This window comes from Acidovorax sp. Root568 (assembly GCF_001427445.1).
In the GTDB taxonomy this organism is placed as follows: domain Bacteria; phylum Pseudomonadota; class Gammaproteobacteria; order Burkholderiales; family Burkholderiaceae_C; genus Acidovorax; species Acidovorax delafieldii.
Map to the genome: position 1 here is coordinate 26,087 of NZ_LMGP01000004.1, position 25,155 is coordinate 51,241.

The following is a 25,155-nucleotide window of genomic DNA, read 5'->3' on the forward strand; positions in this document are numbered from 1 at the left end:
ACGTATGACCATTCTCGACACCCAACTCAATGCCCGCTCGGCGGACTTTCTGGCCAATGCCGCCGCCATGCGCACACTGGTGGATGACCTGCGCGCGCAGCTCGACAAGGTCGCCCAGGGCGGCGGTGAGGCGGCCCGCGCCAAGCACACGGCGCGGGGCAAGCTGCTGCCGCGCGAGCGCGTGCAGATGCTGCTGGACCCGGGAACGCCGTTCCTCGAACTGGCGCCGCTGGCCGCGCTCAACATGTACAACAACGACGCGCCCAGCGCGGGGCTCATTGCGGGCGTTGGCCGCGTGAGCGGCGTGGACTGCATGATCGTGTGCAACGACGCCACGGTGAAGGGCGGCACCTACTACCCGCTCACCGTCAAGAAGCACCTGCGCGCGCAGGAGGTGGCGCAGCAGAACCACCTGCCCTGCATCTACCTGGTGGACTCCGGCGGCGCCAACCTGCCCAACCAGGACGAAGTCTTTCCTGACCGCGACCACTTCGGCCGCATCTTCTTCAACCAGGCCAACATGAGCGCCATGGGCATCTCGCAGATCGCCGTGGTCATGGGATCGTGCACGGCGGGTGGTGCCTACGTGCCGGCCATGAGTGACGAGTCCATCATCGTCAAGAACCAGGGCACCATCTTCTTGGGGGGGCCCCCGCTGGTGAAGGCCGCGACGGGCGAGGTCGTGACGGCCGAAGACCTGGGCGGCGGCGACGTGCACACGCGCCTTTCGGGTGTGGCCGACCACCTGGCGCAGAACGACATGCACGCGCTGCAACTGGCACGCAATGCAGTGCGCAATTTGAATAAAAACAAGCCGCAGGTGCCCGCAGATCATGCACCGGTAGCTCCTAAATTCGCAGCAGACGAGCTGTACGGCGTGATCCCCGTGGACACGCGCAAGCCGTTTGACGTGCGCGAGATCATTGCGCGCATCGTGGACGGCAGCGAGTTCGACGAGTTCAAGGCACGCTACGGCACCACGCTGGTCACGGGCTTTGCGCGCATCGAGGGAATGATGGTCGGCATCATCGCCAACAACGGCATCCTGTTCAGCGAGTCGGCGCTCAAGGGTGCGCACTTCATCGAGCTGTGCTGCCAGCGCAAGATCCCGCTAGTGTTCCTGCAGAACATCACCGGCTTCATGGTGGGCCGCAAGTACGAGAACGAAGGCATCGCGCGCAATGGCGCCAAGATGGTCACGGCCGTGGCCACGGCGAGCGTGCCCAAGTTCACCATCATCATCGGCGGCAGCTTTGGCGCGGGCAACTACGGCATGTGCGGCCGTGCGTACTCGCCCCGCTTCCTGTGGATGTGGCCCAACGCACGCATCAGCGTGATGGGCGGCGAGCAGGCGGCCGGTGTGCTGGCCACCGTGAAGCGCGACGGCATCGAAGGCAAGGGCGGCCAGTGGAGCATGGAGGAGGAAGAAGCCTTCAAGGCCCCCATCCGCCGTCAATACGAAGACCAGGGCCACCCCTACTACGCCACTGCGCGCTTGTGGGACGACGGCGTGATCGACCCCGCCGACACCCGCCGTGTGCTGGCGCTAGGGCTGGCCGCCACGCGGAATGCGCCCATCGAAGACACCAAGTTCGGCCTGTTCCGTATGTAAGGGGCTGCAGAGATGCGCGTGTCTTGCGGACTGTCTTGGGGTGTGGCGTTGGCGGTGCTGGCCGGTGCCGCGCATGCACGGGTGGTGGAGGAGCAGATCGATGTGCCCGTGCAGGTCAAAAACCCCTGGGGCAAGCAGATCGCCCAAGACATCCGCGTGACGATCTGGTCCGACGACACCAACCCCCGGCCCGCGCCGATTGCACTCATCAACCACGGTCGCGCACCGGATGCGCAAGGCCGGGCCAGCCTGGGGCGGGCGCGCTACACCGATGCGTCGCGTTACCTGCTGCGCCGTGGCTTTGTGGTGGCCGTGCCGACCCGCGTGGGCTATGGCGTGAGCGGTGGCGAGGACGTGGAGGACACGGGGGCGTGCAACAACCGCAACTACCAGCCAGGGTTCGACGCCGCAGCCGTGCAAATGTTGGCTGCGATGAACGCTGTGCGCCAGCGGCCGGACGTGGCGACCGACAGGGTGCTGGTGGTCGGGCAATCGTTCGGTGGCGCCAGCACGGTGGCCCTGGCTGCGATGAATCCGCCCGGAGTGGTTGCGGCCGTCAACTTTGCAGGCGGCAGTGGCGGCGACCCCAAGGGCCGGCCCCAGAATCCCTGCTCGCAGCCAGCGCTGGAGCGCACTTTTCAGGCCTACGGTGCGCAGGCCAAGGTGCCCATGCTGTGGATCTACACCGAAAATGACATGTACTTCGGCCCCCAGTTGCCACGCCAGTGGCACGCTGCGTTCACCAAGGCGGGCGGCAAGGCGAGCTTTGTGCAGTTCCCGCCCCATGGCGAGGACGGGCATTCCCTCTTCACGCGTTTCCCGCAGGTGTGGCAGCCCGCAGTGTCCGAGTTTCTGGATGCGAACGGGTTTCCCGCCGCCGTTGCGCGTTGACTTGTCTGCCATGACGTTCGCCATCTACCTCTCTCCTCGCAAGGCCTTCGCCGCGTTGGCTCTTGTTGTCGCCTGCGTTGGCGTCTGCACTGGCGCCGCATGGGCCCAGTCGCCCGCTGGAGAGCCTACGGTGCTGCACCAGGTGGAGTTGCCTTTGCCTTCCGGTACCGTGCTGCGTGCCCATTGGTGGCCAGCGCCCCAGCCATCATCCGCGCAGGCCAGTGCGTCTGTACTGCCGGCCGTTCTGGCGCTGCATGGCTGTGGAGGCCTGTTTGCCAAGGCGGGCGTTTTGTCTTCCCGCTACCGTGAAACGGCCGAAACGCTGCACGCCGCAGGCTATGCCGTGCTGATGCCGGACAGTTTCGGATCGCGCGGGCTGCGTGATGTGTGCCAGACCCGCTACAGCGACCGCAGCCTGAACGTGAACGACCGCGTGCAAGACGCGCGCGCGGCCCTGGTGTGGCTGGCCGCGCAGCCCGGCGTGGATGCGCGGCACATCGGCGTGATGGGCTGGTCCAACGGCGGCACCACCACGTTGAATTTGCTGGTGCAGCGGCTCACCCACCCGCGCGAGGGTGAGCCGACACTGGCCGGTGCTGCGGTTTTCTACCCCGGCTGCGGGCCGTTGCTCAAACACCAGGCCGTGGCAGAAAGTGTTCCGCTGCTGATGCAGCTGGGTGCGCTGGACGACTGGACCCCACCCCAACCCTGCGTGGACTGGGCCGGCGCGCTGAAGGCCCGCGCTGGCAGCGACGTGACGGTGCACGTGTACGAAGGCAGCTACCACGGCTTTGATGGCACTGCGCCCGTGCGCCTGCGCGGCGATGTGCCCAATGGCACGTCGGCCCACGGTGTGCACCAGGGCGGAAACCCCACAGCGCGCGTTCAGTCGCTGGCCGCGCTGCAATCCTTCTGGAAACGGGTGCTGGGCACCCCGACCGCGCCATGAACGCCACCGACCATTTCACCCAACTCGCACGCTACAACCAGTGGGCCACTGCTCGCCTGCTCGACGCAGTGGCGGAGGTACCAGGGGACGACTACCGGCGCGATGTGGGGTTGTTCTTCCACAGCATCCACGGCACGCTCAACCACCTGCTGGTGGGCGAGCACCATCTGTGGTTCGTGCGCTTTGCCGAAGGCACCTCGCCCAAGGTGGCGCTGGATGCCGAACTGGAGCGCGACCGCGCGCAGCTGGATGCCCGTTTGCGCGAAGGAGCGGCCCGCTGGGCACCGCTGATAGCTTCGTTCGCTCCTGGTCGTTGGAGCGGCACGCTCGACTACACCACCATGCGTGGCACGGCGGCATCGCTGCCGTTTGCGGCCACGCTGGCGCATGTGTTCAACCACGGAACGCACCACCGGGGTCAGATCACTGCGGCATTGACCGCGCTGGGCCAGCCCTGTCCCGAGCTGGACTTCGTCTACTTTCTGCAAAACCCGTCCAAGCCATGAGCAGCCAGAACCTTTCCATCACTCAGACCGGCGCCGTGGCGCGCATCACGCTCACGCAGCCTGAAATTCGCAACGCCTTCAGCGATGAGGTCATTGCCGAGATCACCGCCGCCTTTCTGGAAGTCGGAGGGCGTGCCGATGTGCGCGCCGTGGTGCTGGCCGCGGAAGGCCCGGCCTTCTGCGCCGGTGCCAACCTCAACTGGATGCGCCGCATGGCCGACTACACGCGCGACGAGAACGTCGCCGACGCGGGAAAGTTGGCCGAGATGCTGCGGGTGATCTACGAGTGCCCCAAGCCCACGGTGGCACGTGTGCAGGGCGATGTGTACGCCGGTGGCATGGGCTTGGTGGCCGCGTGCGACATGGCCGTGGCCGTGGACACGGCGGGCTTTTGCCTCAGCGAAGTGAAGCTGGGGCTCATCCCCGCCACCATCAGCCCTTATGTGATACGTGCCATGGGCGCACGCGCTGCGCACCGCTACTTCCTCACGGCAGAGCGTTTTGGCGCGGCCGAAGCCTTGCGCATTGGGTTTGTGCACGAGGTCGTGGTGGCTGACCAGCTCGACACCAAGGTGGACGAACTGCTCAAGGCCCTGACCAGCGCCAGCCCCAATGCTGTGCGCGTGTGCAAGAAGCTGGTGATGGATGTGGCAGAGCGCGAAATCAATGCCGGGCTTATTGCCGCCACGGTGCAGGGCATTGCCGACATCCGTGCCAGCGATGAGGGCAAGGAAGGCGTGCAGTCGTTCCTCAACAAGCGCAAACCTGCCTGGTTGGGCTGATCAGTACAAGCAGGCCATGGACACCCTCTGGTTCAACATCGTGCAGTGGCTCCACACGCTGGGACTGCATGTGGATGGCGGCACGGCGCGCGCTGTGGGCGATGCGGCAGCCACAGCAACTGCGAAGCTCGACATGCCCAGCCTGCTGGCGCTGGCCGCCGCACTGGGCTGGGCCAGCGGGTTCCGGCTGTATGCCGTGGTGTTCCTGGTCGGAATGATGGGCGTGCTGGGCTGGATGCCCCTGCCGCCAGGCCTGGTCATGCTGCAGCACCCGCTGGTGCTGATGGTCAGCGGCTTCATGCTGATGGTGGAGTTTTTTGCCGACAAGGTGCCCTGGGTGGACAGCGCCTGGGATGCCATCCATGCCTTCATCCGCGTACCTGCGGGCGCTGCGTTGGCCTACGGCGTGTTCGGTGCCGACAACGCGACCATGGCCGTGGTGGCGGGACTGCTGGGCGGCTCGCTCTCTGCCACGGCCTTGGCCACCAAGATGACCACCCGCGCCGCCGTGAACACCTCGCCCGAGCCGTTTTCCAACTGGGGGCTGTCGTTCTTTGAAGACGGCCTGGTCGTGGCCGTGGTCTGGCTGGCCACGCAGCACCCGGTGGCCTTTGGCATCGCGCTGGTGGTGATGGTGGCGGTGTCGGTGCTGCTGATGGTGGTGCTGTTCAAGTTTCTGCGCGCCGTGGTGCGGCGCTTGTCCTCTTTCTTTTCTGGTTCTGCCAAGGTGGCTTAAACATGTTCAACAAGATCCTTATTGCAAACCGTGGCGAGATCGCTTGCCGTGTCGCAGCGACCGCCAAGCGCCTGGGCGTGAAAACCGTCGCCGTGTACTCCGACGCCGACGCCAACGCCAAACACGTGGCCGTGTGCGACGAGGCCGTGCACATCGGCGGCAGCGCGCCCAAGGATAGCTACCTGCGCTGGGAGCGCATCATCGAGGCCGCCAAGGCCACGGGCGCGCAGGCCATCCACCCTGGCTACGGTTTTCTGAGCGAGAACGAAGACTTCGCCAAGGCCTGTGCCGACGCGGGCCTGGTTTTCATTGGTCCCCCCGCAAGCGCCATCAATGCCATGGGGCTGAAGGCCGAGTCCAAGCGCCTCATGGAGCAGGCACAGGTGCCCCTGGTGCCCGGCTACCACGGTGCTGACCAGGACCCGGCGCTGCTGCAACGCGAGGCGGACCGTATTGGCTATCCCGTGCTCATCAAGGCCAGCGCCGGCGGTGGCGGCAAGGGCATGCGCGCCGTGGACAAGGCCGAGGACTTTGCGGCGGCGCTCGACTCCTGCAAGCGCGAGGCCATCAACAGCTTTGGTGACGACGCGGTGCTGGTCGAAAAGTACGTGCAGCGCCCGCGCCACATTGAGATCCAGGTGTTTGGCGACACGCACGGCAACTGTGTGTACCTGTTTGAGCGCGATTGCTCCGTGCAGCGCCGCCACCAAAAGGTGCTGGAGGAAGCGCCTGCGCCGGGCATGACGCCAGAGCTGCGCGCCCGCATGGGCGAGGCCGCTGTGGCCGCCGCCAAGGCTGTGAACTACGTGGGCGCGGGCACCGTGGAGTTCATCGTCGAGCAGCCCGGCGGCTACGACGCGCCCGAGCAGATGAAGTTCTACTTCATGGAGATGAATACCCGCCTGCAGGTGGAGCACCCCGTGACCGAGGCCATCACGGGTCTCGACCTGGTGGAGTGGCAACTGCGTGTGGCGTCTGGCGAGCCCTTGCCACTGAAGCAGGAAGACCTCCGTATCCAAGGCCACGCCATCGAGGCGCGCATCTGTGCCGAGAACCCCGACAACAACTTCCTGCCTGCCACCGGCGCGCTCAATGTGTATGCGCTGCCCGAGTGCGTGACCTTTGAACGGGGCGCGGTGCGCGTGGATTCCGGCGTGCGCGAGGGCGATGCGATCAGCCCGTTCTACGACTCCATGGTGGCCAAGCTCATCGTGCACGGTGACACGCGTGCGCAAGCCCTGGCCCGGCTGGATGAAGCGCTGGCGCAGACCCACATCGTGGGCCTTGCGACCAACGTGCAGTTCCTGCGCCGCGTGGCACGCACTGAGGCATTTGCCAGTGCCAAGCTCGACACCGCGCTGATTCCGCGCGAGCAGGCGGTGCTGTTCCACCAGGAACCTGTGGGCCTGCCGCTGGCCGCTGCGGCGGCCGTGGCCCAGACCCTGCTGCGCGAGCGCGCCAGCGAGGGCGTGGACCCCTTCAGCCGCCGCGATGGTTTCCACACCCATGGCGTGGTGCAGCGCCGGTTTGAGTTCGAGTTTGGTGGCGAGCACGCCAAGGCGCTGCTGACCTACGAGCGTGGTGGCAGCCTGCATCTGGCCGTCGGCGAGGGCGATGCCGCAGTGGCCGGGCCGTTGGTGTTCAGCGCTGTGGGGCGGGGCATCGAATTGCAGTTTGCAGGTCAGCGCACGCGTGCGGCTGTGTATGCCCAGGGCGAGGTGGACCACGTATTCACCCCGCTGGGCGCCACGCAGATCACCGCCATCGACCTGCTGGCCCACGCGGGCGAGGCAGCGGCTGAAGGCGGACGCCTCACGGCCCCCATGCCCGGCAAGGTGGTGTCGTTTGCCGTGAAGGCGGGCGACAAGGTTGCCAAGGGGCAGCCACTGGCGGTGATGGAGGCCATGAAGATGGAGCACACCATCGCCGCCCCGGCCGACGGCGTGGTGCAGGAGCTGCTGTACGCGCCAGGCGACCAGGTGACCGAGGGGGCAGAGCTGCTCAAGCTGGTAGCCGCCGACAAGGCCTGAGCCAAGTAGTGTCCCGAGTCGTCTGCAGGTGACAGCGCAGGGGGCCCAATGCGGCTACGCTTGGGCCCCATGAAAATCACCTTTTGCTGTACCGATGCCAAGCCCGAGCCCTGGCTCCAGGGCTTTTCCGCCGCGCTGCCCGGCGTTGAGATTTCTGTTTGGCAACCCGGCGCCCCGCAGGCCGACTACGCCGTGGTCTGGGCACCACCCCAGCAGTTCATGGACGAACAGCCTGGCCTCAAGGCGCTCTTCAATATCGGCGCAGGGGTGGATGCCCTGCTCAAGCTGCGCTTGCCGCCCCAGGCCTTGGTGGTACGGCTGGATGATGCGGGCATGGCCGTGCAGATGGCTGAATATGTGTGCCACGCGGTGATCCGCCACTTCCGCGAGTTTGATGGCTATGAGGCTGACACCCAGGCGGGCCGCTGGGGCTACCGCAAGCCACGCCTGCGCAGCGACTATCCCATCGGTGTGATGGGCCTGGGCGTGCTGGGCGAGCGGGTTGCCAAGGCGCTGGCGTTGTTTGACTTTCCCATCAACGGCTGGAGCCGCAGCCCCAAGGCCATCGACGGCGTGCGCGGCTTTGCGGGTGCAGATCAATTCAATGGCTTTCTGGCCGCGAGCCGCATGCTGGTCAACCTGCTGCCCCTCACGCCTGATACGGCCAACGTGATCAACAAAGACACACTGGGCCGCCTGTTGCCCGGCGCTTATGTGATCAATGTGGCGCGCGGTGCGCACCTGGTGGACGAAGACCTGGTGGCCGCCATCGACAGCGGCCATGTGGCTGGAGCCACGCTCGATGTGTTCCGCACCGAGCCGTTGCCCGCAGGCCATGCGTTCTGGACGCACCCACGCATCACCGTCACGCCCCACACTTCGGCGCGCACGCTGCGCGACGAGAGCATTGCCCAGATCGCACGCAAGATGGTGGCGCTGGAGCACGGCGAGGCGGTGGCGGGCATCGTGAACCCCGCGCGAGGCTACTGAAGCCGCCGGTCCACACGCTCGCGAGCGTAGAGAATGGCGGGCATGAGCACATCCACGTTCCGTCGTTTCTTTGGTCTTTTGGGCTGGATCCTGCTGGTGCCCAGCGCCTTGACCGCGCTGGGTGCGGCGTGGTTATTGGCCTCTGGCATGAACATGCTGGGCGACACCCACACCGCCAAGGGCCGGGTGGTGGCGCATGAAGAAATCATGACAGGCCCATCCCACCGCCGGGGGCTTGCCAAGAAAAGCATTGTGGAGTTTGTGGCGGGCGATGGGCGAACCTACAGCTTCACGGATTCGGTCGCACGCCAGCAGCAGGCCATCCACAAGGTGGGTGAGACGGTTTCGGTGCGCTACTCCGCCAAGGACCCGGTGCAGGCGGAAATCCGCAGTTCCACCACCGTGAAGATCGTGATCGGTGCAGTGATGCTGCTCTCCAGCGCCATCGGTATGGCAGTGGGCTGGCTGTTGCTGCGCTTGCGCCCCAGGTCTGTCGCATAGCCCTCTGTGCGCGGGCACAGAGGGTGTGCCTTTTCAATCCACCGTCACGCCGGCATCGCGCACCAGCTTGCCCAGACGCTGCGCGTCGGCCTTGATGAGCGCCCCGAAATCTGCCGCCGTGCCCCCCACCGCAGGCGTGCCAATGGCTTCCCATTTGGCGCGGAAGGCGGGTTCTTTGAAGATCGCATTCACCGTGGCGTTGAGCTTGTCGACGGTGGCTTGCGGGGTGCCAGCGCGCACCGCAATGCCATGCCAGCCGGTGATCTGGTAGCCCGCAATGCCAGCCTCCGCCATGGTGGGCACATTGGGCAGCACCTTGGCACGTTCGCTGGATGTGACGGCCAGCGGGATGAGCTTGCCCGCCTGAATGTGGGGCAGGGAGCTACCGACGATGTCAAACATCACGTTCACCTGTCCGCCGATCAGGTCATTGAGCGCGGGGCCAGCGCCCCGGTAGGGGATGTGCCCCATCTTCACGCCCGCTGTGGTGTTGAACAGCTCGCCCGCCAGGTGCTGCGGTGTGCCGTTGCCGGCCGACGCGTAGCTCAGCACCGGCTTGCCGGCCTTGGCCATGGCCAGGAACTCGGCAAACGTCTTGACGCCCAGGGAGGGATGCACCTCCAGCACCAGCGGGAATGCCGACAGCTGGATCACCGGCACCAGATCGGACAGCGGGTTGAACGGCATGCTGGCGTACAGCGAGGGGTTGACCGCCATCGGGCCGCTGGCGGCCAGCAGCAGCGTGTGGCCGTCCGCTGGCGCCTGTTTGGCCACCTCGGCGCTGCCGGTGTTGCCACCGGCGCCGCCCTTGTTATCCACCACCACAGGTACACCTAGGCGGCTTTGCAGCTCGGGCTGCAGCATGCGGGCCATCAGGTCGGTGGGTCCACCGGGCGGATAGGGCACCACAAAGCGGATGGTCTTGCTGGGGAACGCGGTGGCGGCCGTCTGCGCCGCAGCGTGACCTGCGATGCCCAGGGCCAGGGGCACGGCAAGGGCTGCGTGCAGCACGGCGCGCCGGGCGCCGCGATGCGTGGATAAGGAAAGGTGGCGGTGGTGCATGTCTGTCTCCTGTGGGGATGGATAAAGCCCGTCTGCTGCGGGTTGATGTCAATGGATGGGGAGCGCGATGGAGCGGTGCCGATCAGCCTGCGCCAAAGCGCTGCCGGATGTCGGCGGCGTTGGCCAGCGGGCGGCCCAGCGCGGCGGCCGCTTCGACGGCCTGGCGCACCAGCGCGGTGTTGTCGGGGGCCACGCTGCCGTCCTTGCACAGCAGGTTGTTTTCAAACCCCACGCGGGCATGGCCACCAAACACGGCGGCGGCGACCACGCAGGCGTTTTCTGCCGCACCGAAGGCGCACACGGCCCAGGGCTCGTTGCCGTCATGGGCGTTCAGAAACGGCAGCAGGTCGCGCGGGCTGGAGGTCTGGCCCGCGCTGTAGCGGCCCAGCACAAACAGCAGGAGCCAAGGTGCATCCGGCACCACGCCACTGGCGCGCAGCGCCTGCCAGCGGCGCAGGTCGGCCACGTCGTACAGGATGACCTGCACCATGGTGCGGCGCTGGGCGAGGCCGGTGAAGAAGCGCTGCAGTCCGGCTTCGCCGATCTCGGGCTTGTCTACTTCGCGCAGGCCGATGGACACGGCCTCGGGTTGCAGGGCCTCCACCATGGCGATCTGCGCGGGGGCCTGGTACACGCCTGCGGCTTCACTGGTGATCTGTATGACCATCGCGTCGCCCACGGCCTGGCGCACCACGCGCTGCGCCTCACGGTAGCCCTCCACGTCCAGGCTGTGGCGGCCTTGTGCGTCGCGGATGTGCATGTGCAGCATGGCCGCGCCTGCATCCAGGCAGGCTTTGGCCGTAGTGGCCAGCGTGGTGGGGGTGATGGGCACGGCGGGGTGGTCAGCGGGCTGTTTGTAGGCGCCGTTGGGGGCCACGGTCACGATCAGCGGGTCGGCCCACTGGCTGGCAATGGTGGGTGATGCGGGCGATGCACTCATGCGCGGGCTCCGGTGGTCGTTGGGGTGTCCGTCTGTGACGTGTCGGTGGGGGGCTCGATGGTGGGCAACTCGCTGGCAAGCAAAGCCAGGCCCTGGCGCAGCAGCGTGTCGTAGCGCGTGCGTTCGGCCCGCTTGCGGTCTTCGGGCCAGTCAAAAAAGCCCTTGCCCGTCTTCATGCCGAGCTGACCCTGCGCCACCTTGTCGCGCAGGGCCTGGGCGGGCACGTCGGTGTTCGACAGCGTGGGGTACATGGTGGCGGCTGCGGCGGTGTGCACCTCAATGCCTGCGTGGTCGCGCTGCAGCACCGGCCCGGCCGCCAGAAAGCGGAAGCCAAAACCAAAGCGCACGGCGGCGTCCACGTCCTCCGGCGAGGCAATGCCTTCGTCGATGAGCGCAAAGGCCTCGCGCGAGAGCGCATGCTGCATGCGGTTGGCCAGAAAACCCGGCTTATCCTTCTTGACCAGCACCGGTACGCTGCCGCAGCCGCGCATGAAGGCGTGCAGCCAGGTGCCCAGCGCGGGGTCGCTGCGCTCGCCCAGCACCACCTCCACCAGCGGCACCAGGTGGGCGGGCATGAAGAAGTGCAGGCCCAGCATCCGCTGAGCCGTGCCCAGTCCCTGGGCGATGGCACTGATGGGAAAGCCCGAGCTGTTGCTGGCCAGCACGGCGTTGGGGGGGGCCACGGTTTCCAGCTCGGCAAACAGCTTTTGTTTGGCTGCCAGTTGCTCTGTGATGCATTCCACCACCAGCACCACGCCGTTCCAGTCCACATCCTGCAGGCTGGCGCACACCTGCACCGGGCCGGCGTGGGTAGCTTGGCCTGCGGCGGCCAGCTCCTGCGCAATGTGCGGCCGCAAGTGTTCGCGGCGGGCGGCGTGGGGGTCCACCACCGTGACCTGCGCGCCGCCACGGGCCAGGACCACGGCCACATCGGCCCCCATGGTGCCTCCGCCTACCACCACGGTGCGCGCGCTGCGCGGCGAACTGTTCTCCATCGTGTCTCCTTGATGCTCTCAATCTGTTCAAGCGGTGTGCTTGCGTTGAATTCAGTCTAGGGGCCCCACATTACGCGGTCCAGACGTCTTTTTCGATAGACTGATCGGTTATGAAGATCAATTGGTCCGCCCGCGAGGTGGATGTGTTCCTCTCCCTGGCCGAGACGCTGAGTTTTCGGCGCACGGCCTTGCAGATGCACCTGTCGCAGTCGGCGGTGTCGGGCACGGTGGCTCGGCTGGAGGAGATGCTGGACGTGCGCCTGTTCGAGCGCACCACGCGCACCGTGCAGCTCACGCTGGCGGGCGAGGTGTTTGCCGAGCAGGCGCGGTTTCTGCGCCACCAGATGGAGGAGACCGTGCGCCGCGTGCAGGAGGTGGCGCAGCTGCAGGTGGGTCGCATTGCGCTGGCGGCGCTGCCGTCGCTGGCAGCCGGGGCCGTACCCCGCGCGTTTGCCCGGTTCGCCACACAGCACCCGGGCGTGCAGATGGAGCTGATCGACAGCCTGGCGGGCCCGGCGTTTGACATGGTGCGTGCCGGGCGCGTGGACTTTGCCCTCACCGCCGCCAACCCCGCCTATGCGGATCTGGACTACACCCCGCTGGTGTCCGATCGGTTTGTGCTGCTGATGCAGCGCACGCACACCCTGGCCCGTGGGCGGGGTGCCATCGCCTGGGCCGAGGTGGCCGAGCTGCACCACATCTCCATGCCTGCGGGCACCAGCGTGCGGCAGTACGCGCAAGAGGCCCTGCTGACGCACCGCATCCGCTTTGAACCCCGCTACGAGGTGGAGCACCTGGCCACCATCGCGGCCATGGTGGCTGCGGGGCTGGGTGTGAGCGCGCTGCCCGAGCTGGCCGCCCAGGTGGTGCGCCGGCCCGAGGTGGTCACACGCCCGCTCAAGGCGCCCGTGCTGCACCGGCCCATCGGGCTGATCACGCTGCGCGGGCGGCCGCTGTCGCTGGCGGCGCAGGCCATGGTGGCCTTGCTGCGGCAGGAGGTGGAAGACGCTGACAGGCAAGGAGCCTGATGGCGCGTCCGGCGAATGGTCTGGCACGATATGGGGTGGCCCTGTGGAGGCGGTGGCGAGACAATGGCGGCATTCCTTGATCCACCACTTGGTAGCCCCATGAGCATTCCCTCCCGCGTCCACCTCATCGACGTTGGCCCCCGTGACGGCCTGCAGAACGAGAAGACCCCGGTGCCCGCCGCCGTCAAGATCGAGCTGGTGCACCGCCTGCAGCAGGCCGGCCTGAAAGAGATCGAAGTCACCAGCTACGTCAGCCCCAAGTGGGTGCCGCAGATGGCCGACAACCACGAGGTGATGAGGGGCATCACCCGCCAGAGCGGCGTCGCGTATTCGGTGCTCACGCCCAACCTCAAGGGCTTTGAGGCGGCCGTGCTGGACCAGCCCGACGAGATCGTTGTCTTCGGCTCCGCCAGCGAGGCCTTCAGCCAGCGCAACATCAACTGCAGCATTGCCGAAAGCATTGAGCGTTTTGCCCCGGTGGTAGAGGCCGCGTTGGCCGCTGGCATCCGCGTGCGTGGCGCCATGAGCTGCACCGTGGGCTGCCCGTACGAGGGCGACATTGCGCCCGAACGCGTGGCGTACCTTGCGGGCCTGCTGAAGGGCATTGGGGTGCAGCGCGTGGATGTGGCCGACACCATTGGCGTGGGCACCCCGCGCAAGGCGCAGAAAGCGCTGGAGGCCACGCTGCAGCACTTTGGCATCGACGAGGTCTCGGGACACTTCCACGATACCTACGGCCAAGCACTGTCCAACACGCTGGCGGCGCTGGAGCTGGGCGTGTGGAACTTCCAGTCGTCCGTGGCTGGGCTGGGCGGCTGCCCTTATGCCAAGGGCGCGACCGGCAACGTGGCCACCGAAGACGTGGTGTACATGCTGCAGGGCATGGGCATTGAGACCGGCATCGACCTGGACTTGCTAATCGACGCAGGCGCCTACATCAGCGGCTTTCTGGACCGCAAGCCCAACTCACGCGCGGCCAACGCCTTGTTGACCAAGCGCGCGGGCTGACTGCAAATCAGCTCCACCCGGCCGCCGTCAACCGGCGTCCGGGGTGCCGCCCAGCACCTTCCAGAGCGTCACGCGGTTGACCTGCTCGGCCTGGCGCAGGCCGATGAGGGTCTGCTGTGCCGCATACAGGCTGCGTTGTGCATCCAGCACCGTGAGGTAGTTGTCCACCCCGGCCTTGAACCGCGCCTCCGACAGGTCGAACGCCTTTTGGGTGGAGGCCACCAGCCGCGTCTGCGCGGCGATGCGCTCGTCCCATTGCGCGCGGTCGGCCAGCACATCGGCGGTCTCGCGGAACGCGGTCTGCACGGCCTTTTCGTACTGGGCCACCGCGATGCGCTGGTTGGCCTCGGCCACCTGCACATTGGCGCGGTTGCGGCCGGCGTCGAAGATGGGCAGTCGGACCAGTGGCACAAAGCTCCAGGTGCCGCTGCCCGCACCAAACAGGCCGTCCAGCTCGCGGCTGCCGGTGCCTACGTTGGCCGTGAGGCTGATGGTGGGGAACAGGGCCGCCCGCGCAGCGCCGATGTTCGCCTCGGCGGCGCGCAGGGCGTTTTCGGCGGCCTGTATGTCGGGCCGGGCGAGCAGCACGCTGGAGGCCAGCGGCACCGGTACGGGCTGCAACGCCGCCGGGGCCTGCGCGTCTGCACGCAGCGTGCTGGCGGTGGGCCACAGGGCCGCAGGCACCGGGCCGCCCACCAGCAATTGCAGTGCGTTGCGGTCGCGCTCCACCTGCGCCAGGTAGGTCGCCACATCGCCGCGTGCCGCGTCCACCGTGGTCTGCGCCTGGGCCAGCACCAGTCCCGATGTGGAGCCGATGGCGTGGATGCGTTCGGTCAGCGCATAGGCCTTTTCGCGGCTGGCCAGGGTGTCGCGCGCCAGTTGCAGCCGGGCTTCATCGGCGGCCAGGGTGAGCCAGGCGTTGGCTACATCGGCAATCAGGCCTGTCTGGATGTTGCGCTGGTTCTGCTGGCTCTGCAGAAACTGCTGCAGCGCTGCCTCGTTGAGGTTGCGCACGCGGCCCCAGAAGTCGATCTCGTAACTGGCAAACCCCAGTTGTGCCGTGTACTGCGTGGCCACCTGCGCAGGGGCTGTGGCGCTGCTCATGCCGGCGGCGGTGCGCGCGCGGCTGGCCTGCGCCTGCGCGGTGACGCTGGGCAACAGGTCGGCGCGGGTGATGCCGTACTGGGCGCGGGCCCGTTCGATGGTCTCGACGGCCACGCGCAGGTCGCGGTTGTTCGACAGCGCGAGGGCAATGACATCGCGCAGCGGCTGGGCCTGCACCCAGCCCAGCGCCGCTGCCGTCTGCAGACTGGCGTCGCTGGCCACGGCCGGCTGTCCGCTGGTTGTGCCCACGGTGTCAGGCACCGGCAGGGCGGGGGTCTGGTGCATGGGGGCCAGGTTGCAGCCCGCGATCAGTGCGGTGGTGGCCAGGGCTGCAGCGATGGCGGCAGGCCGGCGCTGGCGGCGTGGCGAAAAGGGTGGGCGCGTCATGCTGCGCTCTCCTGAGTGGGGTGCGGTAGGGTGGTGGCAGGCGGTGGCGGTGCGTTGTCTTCGCTGCGCGACCGGCTCTTGAACCAGCGGCGGATCAGCAGGAAGAACACCGGCACCAGGAAGATGCCCAGCACCGTGGAAGCCAGCATGCCGCCCAGCACGGCGGTACCGATGGCCACCCGCCCGCCTGCACCCGCGCCGGTGCCGATGGCCAGCGGGATCACCCCGAAGCCAAACGCCAGCGAGGTCATCAGGATGGGCCGCAGGCGCAGGCGCACGGCCGCGACGATGGCGTCAAACAGGTTCTTGCCCTGCTCCTGCAGCTGCACCGCAAACTCCACGATCAGGATCGCGTTTTTGGACGCCAGCCCCACCGTGGTCAGCAGCCCCACCTGAAAGTACACGTCGTTGGTGAGGCCCCGGGTGTAGGTGGCGGCGAGCGCGCCCACCACGCCCAGCGGCACGGCGAGGATCACCGACAGCGGCACGGTCCAGCTCTCATACAGGGCCGCCAGGCACAGGAACACGAACAGGATCGAGATCGCGTACAGCATGGGGGCCTGGGCGCCCGACTGGCGTTCCTGCAGCGAGGCGCCCGTCCACTCGTAGCCAATGCCGGGAGGCAGCGTGCCCAGGATGTCTTCCACGATCTTCATGGCTGCGCCCGAGCTCACGCCTGGTGCCGCGCGGCCTTCCAGCTCGTAGGCCGGGTTGCCGTTGTAGCGCAGCAGCTGCGGCGAGCCGTAGGCCCAGTAGCTGGTGGAGAACGCGCCAAACGGCACCATCTCGCCCTTGCTGTTGCGCACGCTCCAGCGCGCCACGTCCTGCGGCAGCATGCGCGCCGGAGCGTCGCCCTGGATGTACACGCGCTTGACCCGTTCGTTGTTCAGGAAGTCGTTCACGTAGGTGCCGCCAATGGCGCTGGAGAGCACGCTGTTGATGTCGTTGTACGACAGCCCAAGCGCGGCGGCCTTGCGGTCGTCGATCTCCAGGCGCAGCTCGCTGGCATCTTCCAGGTTGGTCATGCGCAGGTTGGTCAGTTCGGGCCGCTTGCGCGCTTCGGACAGGAAGGTGTTGGTGGCTGCCAGCAACGCCTGGTGGCCCAGGCCGTTCATGTCCTTGATCACGAAGTTGAAGCCCGAGCTGGAGCCCAGGCCCCGCACGGCCGGGGGCATGACGACCAGCACCCGCGCATCGCGGATGGATGCCAGGTCGCGCGTGGCCTTGTAGGCAATCTGCGCGGCGGCCTGGTTGGGCAGCGTGCGGTCTTCCCAGGGCTTGAGGCGCACAAAGCCACGTGCCGAGGCCTGGTCTCCGTTGATGCCCGAGACCTGGTAGAAGCTCAGCACATCGGGCTGCTGCGCAAAGTAGTCGCGCACCTGGTCCAGCACGCTCTGCAGCCGCGCATCGGCGGCGCCCGAGGGCAGGTTCACGTTCACGTACAGGAAGCCCTGGTCTTCGTCGGGCAGAAAGGATGTGGGCAGGCGCGCCATGAGCAGCCACACCACGCCACACACCGCCAGAAAGATCAGCACCATGCGCTTGGTGCGGCGCAGCGTGTAGGCCACCGTGCCCTGGTAGCGTGCCGAAGTGGCGTCGAAATGGTGGTTGAACCAGCGGAAGAACCGGTCGTTCAGGCCCAGCAGGCCGCGCCGGATGGGCCGGTCATGCCCGGCAGACGCGGCTGCGGGCTTGAGCAGCGTGGCGCACAGCGCCGGGGTGAGGGTGAGCGCCACAAACACCGACAGCGCCATGGCCGCCACGATGGTGATGGAGAACTGCCGGTAGATCACGCCGGTGGAGCCGCCAAAGAACGCCATGGGCACGAACACCGCCGACAGCGTGACCCCGATGCCCACCAGGGCGGGCGTGATTTCGCGCATGGACTGGCGGGTGGCCTCCCTGGCCGACTGACCGGTCTCGTGCATCACCCGCTCGACGTTTTCGACCACCACGATCGCATCGTCCACCAGCAGGCCGATGGCCAGCACCATGGCAAACATGGTCAGCGTGTTGATCGAATACCCCGCCAGCGACAGCACCCCGAAGGTGCCCAGCAGCACCACCGGCACGGCAATGGCGGGGATCAGCGTGGCGCGGAAGTTCTGCAAAAACACGAACATCACGATCACCACCAGGATCATGGCTTCGCCCAGTGCGCTGACCACTTCCTTGATGGATGCGCGCACGAAGGGCGTGGAGTCCGAACTCACGAAGTAGTCGATCTGGTTGGGAAAGTAGGGCTTGAGCTCGGCCAGCTTGGCGGCAATGGCATCGGCCACCTGCATGGCGTTGGCGCCGTCGGCCAGCACGATGCCCATGCCCGCGCCGGGCATGCCGTTGAGCTTGGCCTTCACAGTCAGGTTCTCGGCACCCAGCTCCACGCGGGCCACGTCCTTGACGGTGACCACTGAGCCATCGAGCGCCGACTTGAGCACGATGGCCTCGAACTGCTCCACCGTCTTGAGCTTGGTGCGGGCGGTGATGGTGGCGTTGAGCTGCTGGTCGGACACCGCGGGCAGGGCGCCCAGCTGGCCGGCAGATACCTGCGCGTTCTGGGCGTTGAGCGCATTGACCAGGTCCGACGGCATCAGCGCGTACTTCTCCATCTTGGCCGGGTCCATCCAGATGCGCATGGCGTAGTTGGTGCCGAACACCGTGACGTCACCGACACCGTCGATGCGGCCGATCACGTCCACCAGGCTGCTGGTCAGGAAGTCGCCGATGTCCACGGCGCTCATGGAGGGGTCTTTGGAGAAGAAGCTGTAAGTGACCAGGAAGTCCTGCCCACCCTTGTTCACGAACACGCCCCGGCTCTTGACGGCGTCGGGCAGGCGGTTGGTGGCGGCCTGCAGCTTGTTTTGCACCTGCACCTGCGCCACATCGATGTTGGTGCCGGGCGCGAAGGTGAGCGTGGTGCGCGAGCGGCCCGAGGCGTCCGAGGTCGAGCTCATGTAGAGCATGTTGTCGATGCCCTTGAGCTGCTGCTCGATGATCTGCGTCACCGAGTTTTCGACCGTCTCGGCCGAGGCGCCGGTGTATTGCGAGCCGATGGTCACGCGTGGCGGAGCGATGTCGGGGTACTGCTCCAGCGGCAGCGTGACGATGGACAGCGCACCGCCCAGCATGATGATGATGGCGATGACCCAGGCAAAAATGGGCCGGTTGATGAAGAACTGAGCCATGTGCTGCGTCCTTCGTGCTCAGCGGGATGCCGCTGGGGAAGGGGCCGAGGCGGGCGCGGCACCTGCAGCGGGCGGCGCGTCGGCGCCTGGGGCTCCCTTGCGGCCCTTGGTGGGTGCTTTGGGGTCCACTTCCACCGCGCGCACCTTGTCGCCCGGTTTGACGCGCTGGAACCCTTCGGTCACCACGCGCTCGCCTGCAGCCAGCCCGCCTTGCAGCAGCCACTGGTTGCCCACCGCCCGGTCGATGCTGATCGGGCGTTTTTCCACTACATCGCCTTCCTTGACCACCAGCACGCTGGGCTTGCCGGTGAGGTCGCGGGTCACGGCCTGCTGGGGCACCAGCAGGGCTTCGGGCGCAAGGCCGGTGGGCAGCAGCGCCTGCACGTACATGCCGGGCATCAGCGTGCCCTTGGGGTTGGGCACCACGGCGCGCAGCGTGACGGTGCCGGTGGTGGCGTTCACGATCACGCCGGCAAACTGCAGCTGGCCGCGTTGCGCGTACTCGGTGCCGTCGTCCAGGCGGATGCGCACGGGGATCTTGTCGCCCTCGACCTTCTGGAAGCGGCCAGCGTCCCAGTCCCGCTGCAACTGCATCAGCTCGGTGGTGGACTGGGTGAAGTCCACGTACATCGGGTCAAGCTGGACGATGGAGGTCAGCGCATCGGCCTGGTTGGCCGTGACCAGTGCCCCCGGCGTCACGTTGGACAGGCTGATGCGTCCACTGATCGGTGCCTCGATGCGGCTGTACTTGAGGTTGATGCGGGCGGTGGTCAGGTTGGCCTGGGCCACGGCCACGTCGGAGCGCGACTGGGCGGCCGCCGCCTGGCTTTCTTCAAACGCCTGCTGGCTGATGGCGTCGATCTTCACCAGCTCCGCATTGCGCTTGGCCGTGGCCTCCTGGGTGCGCGCTGTGGCCTCGGCCTTGGCCAGGGCTGCCTGCGCGCTGGCTTCGGTGGCCCGCAGCGAGGCGTCATCGATCTGGTACAGCGGCTGGCCTTGGCGCACCAGCATCCCTTCGGTGAACAGGCGCTTTTGCAGAATGCCCGATACCTGGGGCCTCACCTCGGCCGTGAGCGAGGCGCGGGTGCGGCCGGGCAGGGCGGCTTCGAGCTGCTGGCTTTGCTGCTTGAGCGTGACCACGCCCACTTCAGGGGCGGCCTTGGCCGGTGCGGGGGCCTCGTTGGGTTTGCTGCAGCCGGACAAGATGCCCGCGATCAGCAGCAGCCCCAGCAACGCTCCCCGGCATGGCAATGCCCCGAGGGCGGGGCGGCCCGGCACAGTGTTGGCAGGGGAGGTCGCGGGCAGGCTCGGGCACAGCGGGGACAACGCAGCATCGTTCATGGGCGTGGGAGCGGTTGGGTTGGGAAGGTTCGGCGCATTGTGGGGCGCACACATTTCCTGTTTGTAAAGTGGCCGGATTTGGCCCGGGTGCCGGAGCGCCGTGCAGGGACATGCGGGCCGGGGTGCGAGGGAGGCCATGGCGCGCGGCAAAATGGAGGGAGACCCGACCGAATCACGCCCCCCTGTGGACCTGCTGGAGACAACGCGAATGTGTGGAGCCGAACTGAAGAACCTGCCCGAGGGCGTACAGCGTGTGGCTGCCGAACTGCAGCGGCGCGGCCACCCGCACCTGCCGCAGATGCTGGACGATGCCGCGCGCACTGCGCAGCAGGCCGCCGATGCGCTGGGCATCCTGGTGGGGCAGGTGGCCAAGAGCATCATCTTTCGGCGCAAGAGCGACGATGCTGCGGTGCTGGTGGTCACCTCGGGCGACCGCCGCGTGGACGAGAAAAAGGTGGAAGCCCATGTGGGCGGCAAAATCGGCCGGGCCGATGCCGAGTTTGTGAAATCGCGCACCGGCTTCTCGATTGGCGGCGTGTCGCCCGTGGCGCATGCCACGCCGCCCGTCACGCTCATCGACCAGGACCTGCTGCGCTTTGACGTGGTGTGGGCCGCAGCAGGCCACCCCCACGGTGTGTTCCCCTTGCACCCCAGCGACCTGCAGCGCCTGACGGGCGCACCCGTCGTGGACGTGGTGCAAGCACCGGTGGCGGACGCGTCTGCGCCCCAGGCGGCCTCATGAATGCTATTGATTTGCTAGCTGCCAAGGCAAAAGAGACTAGCGCTACCGGCCAATTTGACCCCAAAAGTGCCGAGCCAGTGCCTTCGCCCTGCATTTCGGTGTGCCGCATGACGCCCGACCGCAGCCACTGCGAAGGCTGCTTTCGCACGCTGGATGAAATCCGCGCCTGGTCGCGTGCCGACGCTCCGCAGCGGCGCGCCATCTGGGCGCAGTTGTTGCAACGCGCCGGCATTGCCTGGCCCGTGCCGGAGACCGAGGCATGAAGCGCATCACGTTCTACCTGGACTTCATTTCCCCCTATGCCTGGCTGGCGTTTGAGCGCGTGCCCGAGGTGCTGGAAGGGCTGACCTACAGCGTGACCTACCAGCCCGTGCTGCTGGGTGCCCTGCTGCAGCAGCACGGCAACCCCGGCCCTGCGGGCATTGCCCCCAAGCGCGACTGGACCTACCGCCATGTGACCTGGCTGGGCCATGCGCAAGGCACGCCACTGCAGATGCCTGCGCGCCACCCGTTCAACCCGCTGCCCCTGCTGCGCCAGGCCCTGGCCTGCAGTGACGACGGCAGCATCAACCGCTACGTGGCGGGCACGGTGCTGCGGCACGTGTGGCAAGGCGGCGCCGACGCGCTGGACCCTGCGCGCCTGGCCACGCTGGCCGAGGCGCTCGCGGAGCAGGTGCGCCCCGGGCAGGACGTGAACAGCGACGGCCCCAAGGCCTTGCTGCGCGCCAACACCGAAGCCGCGCAAGCAGCCGGTGTGTTTGGCGTGCCCGCGTTTGGGGTGGACGGCAAGCTGTTCTGGGGGCTCGACGGCCTGCCCATGCTGCGTGCCTACCTCGATGGCGACGCCTGGTTCGACGGCCCCGCCTGGGACGCTGTCAGCCAGCTCCCATCGGGTTTACCCGGCAAGTCCTGAGCAATTTCCGGATGCTGAAAGGGGTGCTGCGGGTTTCACCCTAAGTTGTCAGAGAGCGGTCAGTTTGATGAAAGCTCTTGTTGGTTTCGCGTCAGAGGGTGGTCAGTGCCATCTCCAAGAATGCGTGCAGCCCGCCGCAGTGCGGTCTGTAACACCAATAGGAGACACACACCATGGCAACTGTTCATCCCGCACCGCGGCCGATGTCGCCCGAAGAGAGGAAGGTCATCTTCGCCTCGTCGCTCGGCACCGTTTTCGAGTGGTACGACTTTTACCTGTACGGCTCGCTCGCAGCCATCATCGCCAAGCAGTTCTTCAGCGGTCTGGATGCCGGTTCGGCGTTCATCTTCGCGCTGCTGGCGTTTGCGGCGGGCTTTATTGTTCGTCCCTTCGGCGCCATCTTCTTCGGCCGCCTGGGCGACATGATCGGCCGCAAGTACACGTTCCTGGTCACCATCCTTATCATGGGCCTGTCCACCTTCATCGTGGGCATCTTGCCGACTTACGCGTCCATCGGTGTGGCCGCTCCCGTCATCCTGATTGCCCTGCGCCTGCTGCAAGGCCTGGCACTGGGCGGTGAATACGGCGGTGCTGCCACGTATGTGGCCGAGCACGCACCGCACGGCAAGCGCGGCGCCTACACCGCCTGGATCCAGACCACCGCCACGCTGGGCCTGTTCCTGTCGCTGATGGTGATCCTGGGCACCCGCACCGTGCTGGGCGAAGAAGCCTTTGGTGATTGGGGCTGGCGTGTTCCGTTCATCGTGTCGATCCTGCTGCTGGCCATTTCGGTCTGGATCCGCCTGTCGATGAACGAATCGCCTGCCTTCCAGAAGATGAAGGCCGAGGGCAAGACCTCCAAGGCACCGTTGACCGAATCCTTCGGCCAGTGGAAGAACCTGAAGATCGTGATCCTGGCACTGGTGGGCCTGACCGCCGGCCAGGCCGTGGTGTGGTATTCGGGCCAGTTCTATGCGCTGTTCTTCCTGACGCAAGCGCTGAAGGTCGATGGCGCCACCGCCAATATCTTCGTGGCCGTGTCGCTGCTGATTGGTACGCCGTTCTTCATCGTGTTCGGTTCGCTGTCGGACAAGATTGGCCGCAAGCCCATCATCCTGGCAGGCTGCCTGCTGGCCGCGCTGACGTACTTCCCTGTGTTCGGTGCACTGACCAAGGCGGCCAATCCTGCCCTGGCTGAAGCCCAGGCCAAGAACAAGGTGGTGATCACCGCTGACCCTGCCGAGTGCTCGTTCCAGTTCAACCCCACCGGCACCACCAAGTTCACCAGCTCGTGCGACATCGCCAAGCAGGTGCTGGCTGGCGCTTCGGTGAGCTATGAAAACGCTGTGGCTCCCGCCGGTACGGTGGCGAGCATCAAGATTGGCGAAACCGCAATCCCCTCGTACACCAGCAAGGGCCTGAGCGCTGATGAAGCCAAGAAGAAGGACGCCGAGTTCAAGAAGCTCGTGGCCGACGACCTGAAGGCCGCTGGCTACCCCACCAAGGCAGACCCTGCACGCATCGACAAGGTGATGGTCACCATCATCCTGACCTACCTGGTGCTGCTGGTGACCATGGTGTACGGCCCCATCGCCGCCATGCTGGTGGAAATGTTCCCCACCCGCATCCGCTACACGTCCATGTCCCTGCCGTACCACATCGGTAACGGCTGGTTCGGCGGCCTGCTGCCCACCACGGCGTTTGCCATCGTGGCCCAGACCGGCAACATGTACAACGGCCTGTGGTACCCCATCATCATCGCCGGCGCCACGGTGGTGATCGGTGGCCTGTTCATCAAGGAAACCAAGGACGTGGACATCTACGCCAACGACTGATCGTTACTGACCGGTGTACAGGGCCCGCCCCGCAAGGGTCGGGCCCTGTGTTCCATCAAGGGGCTTGTGTCGCGCACCAGTACAACCCACAACCCTGCGCGTCAGCCAGGCCCCTTGATTGAACAAACCCATCCCAGGAGATATTGATATGTGGAAGATTGTTGTTGGCTTCGTCTTGTTTGCCGCTTTGTCGATGTACGTGATCATCACGGCGGGCGACAAGGCCGACATGGGCGGAGAAAAGCACGGTGCCGATGCGGTGCACGCCCCCGAGGCACCCGCCAGCGCAGCTGCACCCGCAGCCGCTGCCGCGCCGGCACCCGCTGCAGCCCCTGCATCGGCTGCCAGCGCGCAATAAGCACATTGCCCGGCATGACAAAGGCCCTGCCAGCAATCGCTGGCAGGGCCTTTTTTTATCGTGTCGTAACGCGCGGGCGCTTGCGCCGCATCAGCGCTTGAAGCGGCCGTCCGTGCCAATGATGGACAGGTCGGAGAAGTCCAGCCCGCTGTGGTCGGTGGGGCTGTAGCTCAGCTCCAGCCCACCCAGGTCCCACTTGTGGATGCTCTCCAGCCCCGCATGCAGCTTGGCGCGGTCGGGCTTGGCACCCGCGCGCTTGAGGCCTTCCACCAGCACCTTGGCGCTCACAAAGCCCTCCAGCATGGCGGGCGTCAGGTCGCCGATGTTCTTGGCCTTGGCCAGATCGATGGCTTCCTTGATCACCGGGTAGTTGAGCGAGCGTTCGGACGGGAACACCTGCGTCACCACCACGCCCCGGGCCTGGTCGCCCAGGGCCTTCACAAACCCGCCCGACGCGTTGTTGGACAGGGTGACGATCTGTCCGGCAACGCCCGCGGCGCGCAAGGCCTTGATGCCGTCGACCACCGCAGCGCCAGTGCCGATGAAGATCACGGCCTGGGGCTGCTTGCCGGCCACGCGCGGGGCGATGGCGCTGTAGTCGGGCTTGGCACGGTCAAACTTTTCGATGAACAGCGCCTCGATGTTGTTGGCCTTGAATCCGGCCTGTGCACCAGCCAGCCCGTCGGCGCCAAACGTGTCGTCCACATGCACCACGCCAATGCGCTGGATGCCGAGCGTGTGCAGGTGCGAAATGGCCTTGGTCACCTCGCGCTGGTAGGGCGCCCGCACGTTGAACACGTATTTGCTCACCGGCTGGTGCAGCGCAATCGCCCCGGTGGACGGACCCACCAGCGGCACGCCATGCTGCTCCAGCACCGGGATGATGCCCTGGGTGTGGGGCGTGCCACGGGTCATGAACAGGCCGATCACGCCCTTTTGTTCAATCAGGGTGCGGGTGTTGTCCAGGGTCAGCTTGGGGTCGAACTTGTCGTCCAGCGACAGCACCTCCACCTTCTGCCCGCCCACGCCACCCTTGGCATTGACGTGGTCGATGTAGAGGGCTGCGCCCTGCATGGATTCGGCCACCGTGGCGGCGGCCGAGCCGGTGATGCCCACCGTCTGGCCAATGAGGATCTGTGCATGGGCCGAACCGATACCCAGGGCAGCAGCCAGAGCGCAGAGCGCGCCGGCCAGGCCAGTTTTCTTCATGGGGTTGTCTCCTGCGTGTGGAGCGCCCGAGTGTAGGGACGCCCCCGCGCG

General features: G+C 66.7%; 23 protein-coding genes. 16 read left to right on the top strand and 7 right to left on the bottom strand.

Features of this window, described 5'->3' with window-relative positions:
• The first annotated feature begins 4 nt into the window (after nt 1-4).
• The 9 genes from ASD75_RS05080 (at nt 5) to ASD75_RS05120 (ending at nt 8,997) form a co-directional block, all read left to right on the top strand.
• Nucleotides 5-1,612 (top strand): carboxyl transferase domain-containing protein, encoded by a 1,608-nt coding sequence (locus ASD75_RS05080; RefSeq protein ID WP_056743767.1) that lies wholly within the window; start codon nt 5-7, stop codon nt 1,610-1,612.
• Between the two features lie 18 nt (nt 1,613-1,630).
• Nucleotides 1,631-2,503 carry a dienelactone hydrolase family protein gene (locus ASD75_RS05085; protein ID WP_369817449.1) on the top strand — a complete coding sequence of 291 codons (873 nt, stop codon included), beginning with the start codon at nt 1,631-1,633 and terminating at the stop codon, nt 2,501-2,503.
• Between the two features lie 10 nt (nt 2,504-2,513).
• Nucleotides 2,514-3,452, top strand: a complete 939-nt coding sequence (locus ASD75_RS05090) for a dienelactone hydrolase family protein (RefSeq protein ID WP_162251077.1) — start codon at nt 2,514-2,516, stop codon at nt 3,450-3,452.
• Entirely contained in the window at nt 3,449-3,958 is a 510-nt protein-coding gene (locus ASD75_RS05095) for a DinB family protein (RefSeq protein ID WP_056743773.1), read from the top strand. Before ASD75_RS05090 ends, ASD75_RS05095 begins: the two co-directional genes overlap by 4 nt.
• Complete coding sequence (locus ASD75_RS05100; RefSeq protein WP_056743775.1) at nt 3,955-4,740, top strand: enoyl-CoA hydratase/isomerase family protein; 786 nt, start codon at nt 3,955-3,957, stop codon at nt 4,738-4,740. Before ASD75_RS05095 ends, ASD75_RS05100 begins: the two co-directional genes overlap by 4 nt.
• A gap of 16 nt (nt 4,741-4,756) precedes the next feature.
• Nucleotides 4,757-5,476, top strand: a complete 720-nt coding sequence (locus tag ASD75_RS05105) for a DUF4126 domain-containing protein (protein ID WP_056743777.1) — start codon at nt 4,757-4,759, stop codon at nt 5,474-5,476.
• A 2-nt stretch (nt 5,477-5,478) separates the two neighbouring features.
• Nucleotides 5,479-7,506, top strand: a complete 2,028-nt coding sequence (locus ASD75_RS05110; RefSeq protein WP_056743780.1) for an acetyl/propionyl/methylcrotonyl-CoA carboxylase subunit alpha — start codon at nt 5,479-5,481, stop codon at nt 7,504-7,506.
• 69 nt (nt 7,507-7,575) lie between these two features.
• Nucleotides 7,576-8,496 (top strand): glyoxylate/hydroxypyruvate reductase A, encoded by a 921-nt coding sequence (locus tag ASD75_RS05115; RefSeq protein WP_056743782.1) that lies wholly within the window; start codon nt 7,576-7,578, stop codon nt 8,494-8,496.
• Nucleotides 8,497-8,538: 42 nt separating this feature from the next.
• Nucleotides 8,539-8,997 carry a DUF3592 domain-containing protein gene (locus tag ASD75_RS05120; RefSeq protein ID WP_056743908.1) on the top strand — a complete coding sequence of 153 codons (459 nt, stop codon included), beginning with the start codon at nt 8,539-8,541 and terminating at the stop codon, nt 8,995-8,997.
• A gap of 33 nt (nt 8,998-9,030) precedes the next feature.
• Here the strand turns inward: ASD75_RS05120 and ASD75_RS05125 are convergent, their stop codons facing one another.
• From ASD75_RS05125 to ASD75_RS05135, 3 genes are all read right to left on the bottom strand, one after another.
• Entirely contained in the window at nt 9,031-10,059 is a 1,029-nt protein-coding gene (locus ASD75_RS05125; protein WP_056743784.1) for a tripartite tricarboxylate transporter substrate binding protein, read from the bottom strand.
• Nucleotides 10,060-10,141: 82 nt separating this feature from the next.
• Entirely contained in the window at nt 10,142-10,999 is an 858-nt protein-coding gene (locus tag ASD75_RS05130) for a 3-keto-5-aminohexanoate cleavage protein (RefSeq protein WP_056743785.1), read from the bottom strand.
• Complete coding sequence (locus ASD75_RS05135; protein WP_056743787.1) at nt 10,996-11,994, bottom strand: 3-hydroxyacyl-CoA dehydrogenase family protein; 999 nt, start codon at nt 11,992-11,994, stop codon at nt 10,996-10,998. Before ASD75_RS05135 ends, ASD75_RS05130 begins: the two co-directional genes overlap by 4 nt.
• Nucleotides 11,995-12,104: 110 nt before the next feature.
• Between ASD75_RS05135 and ASD75_RS05140 the strand changes: the two genes are divergently transcribed.
• Nucleotides 12,105-13,022, top strand: a complete 918-nt coding sequence (locus ASD75_RS05140; protein WP_056743789.1) for a LysR family transcriptional regulator — start codon at nt 12,105-12,107, stop codon at nt 13,020-13,022.
• Nucleotides 13,023-13,121: 99 nt separating this feature from the next.
• On the top strand, nt 13,122-14,030 hold the full coding sequence (locus tag ASD75_RS05145; protein WP_056743792.1) for a hydroxymethylglutaryl-CoA lyase: 909 nt from the start codon (nt 13,122-13,124) through the stop codon (nt 14,028-14,030).
• A gap of 27 nt (nt 14,031-14,057) precedes the next feature.
• Here the strand turns inward: ASD75_RS05145 and ASD75_RS05150 are convergent, their stop codons facing one another.
• The 3 genes from ASD75_RS05150 to ASD75_RS05160 are packed head-to-tail and all read right to left on the bottom strand — an operon-like array spanning nt 14,058 to nt 20,047.
• Nucleotides 14,058-15,521: an efflux transporter outer membrane subunit gene (locus ASD75_RS05150; RefSeq protein WP_056743794.1), complete on the bottom strand. Its 1,464-nt coding sequence runs from the start codon at nt 15,519-15,521 to the stop codon at nt 14,058-14,060.
• A complete protein-coding gene (locus ASD75_RS05155; RefSeq protein ID WP_056743797.1) occupies nt 15,518-18,706 on the bottom strand; it encodes an efflux RND transporter permease subunit in 3,189 nt (1,062 codons plus the stop codon). Before ASD75_RS05155 ends, ASD75_RS05150 begins: the two co-directional genes overlap by 4 nt.
• An 18-nt stretch (nt 18,707-18,724) precedes the next feature.
• The gene (locus ASD75_RS05160) at nt 18,725-20,047 is read right to left on the bottom strand and encodes an efflux RND transporter periplasmic adaptor subunit (RefSeq protein ID WP_082564894.1); all 1,323 of its coding nucleotides are present in this window, start codon (nt 20,045-20,047) and stop codon (nt 18,725-18,727) included.
• Between the two features lie 208 nt (nt 20,048-20,255).
• On the opposite strand from ASD75_RS05160, the gene ASD75_RS05165 reads away from it, so the two are divergent.
• The 5 genes from ASD75_RS05165 to ASD75_RS05185 all read left to right on the top strand — a co-directional run bounded on the left by ASD75_RS05165 (nt 20,256) and on the right by ASD75_RS05185 (nt 23,895).
• Nucleotides 20,256-20,789, top strand: a complete 534-nt coding sequence (locus ASD75_RS05165) for a YbaK/EbsC family protein (protein WP_056743801.1) — start codon at nt 20,256-20,258, stop codon at nt 20,787-20,789.
• Entirely contained in the window at nt 20,786-21,052 is a 267-nt protein-coding gene (locus ASD75_RS05170) for a DUF1289 domain-containing protein (protein WP_015015746.1), read from the top strand. The genes ASD75_RS05165 and ASD75_RS05170 overlap by 4 nt, the downstream gene beginning before the upstream one ends.
• The gene (locus ASD75_RS05175) at nt 21,049-21,702 is read left to right on the top strand and encodes a 2-hydroxychromene-2-carboxylate isomerase (RefSeq protein WP_056743803.1); all 654 of its coding nucleotides are present in this window, start codon (nt 21,049-21,051) and stop codon (nt 21,700-21,702) included. The genes ASD75_RS05170 and ASD75_RS05175 overlap by 4 nt, the downstream gene beginning before the upstream one ends.
• A 173-nt stretch (nt 21,703-21,875) precedes the next feature.
• Nucleotides 21,876-23,537 carry an MFS transporter gene (locus ASD75_RS05180; RefSeq protein ID WP_056057882.1) on the top strand — a complete coding sequence of 554 codons (1,662 nt, stop codon included), beginning with the start codon at nt 21,876-21,878 and terminating at the stop codon, nt 23,535-23,537.
• A gap of 148 nt (nt 23,538-23,685) precedes the next feature.
• A complete protein-coding gene (locus ASD75_RS05185) occupies nt 23,686-23,895 on the top strand; it encodes a hypothetical protein (RefSeq protein ID WP_056057887.1) in 210 nt (69 codons plus the stop codon).
• 90 nt (nt 23,896-23,985) lie between these two features.
• Here ASD75_RS05185 and ASD75_RS05190 read toward each other — a convergent pair whose 3' ends face one another.
• Entirely contained in the window at nt 23,986-25,104 is a 1,119-nt protein-coding gene (locus ASD75_RS05190; protein WP_056743805.1) for an ABC transporter substrate-binding protein, read from the bottom strand.
• Nucleotides 25,105-25,155 lie beyond the last annotated feature (51 nt).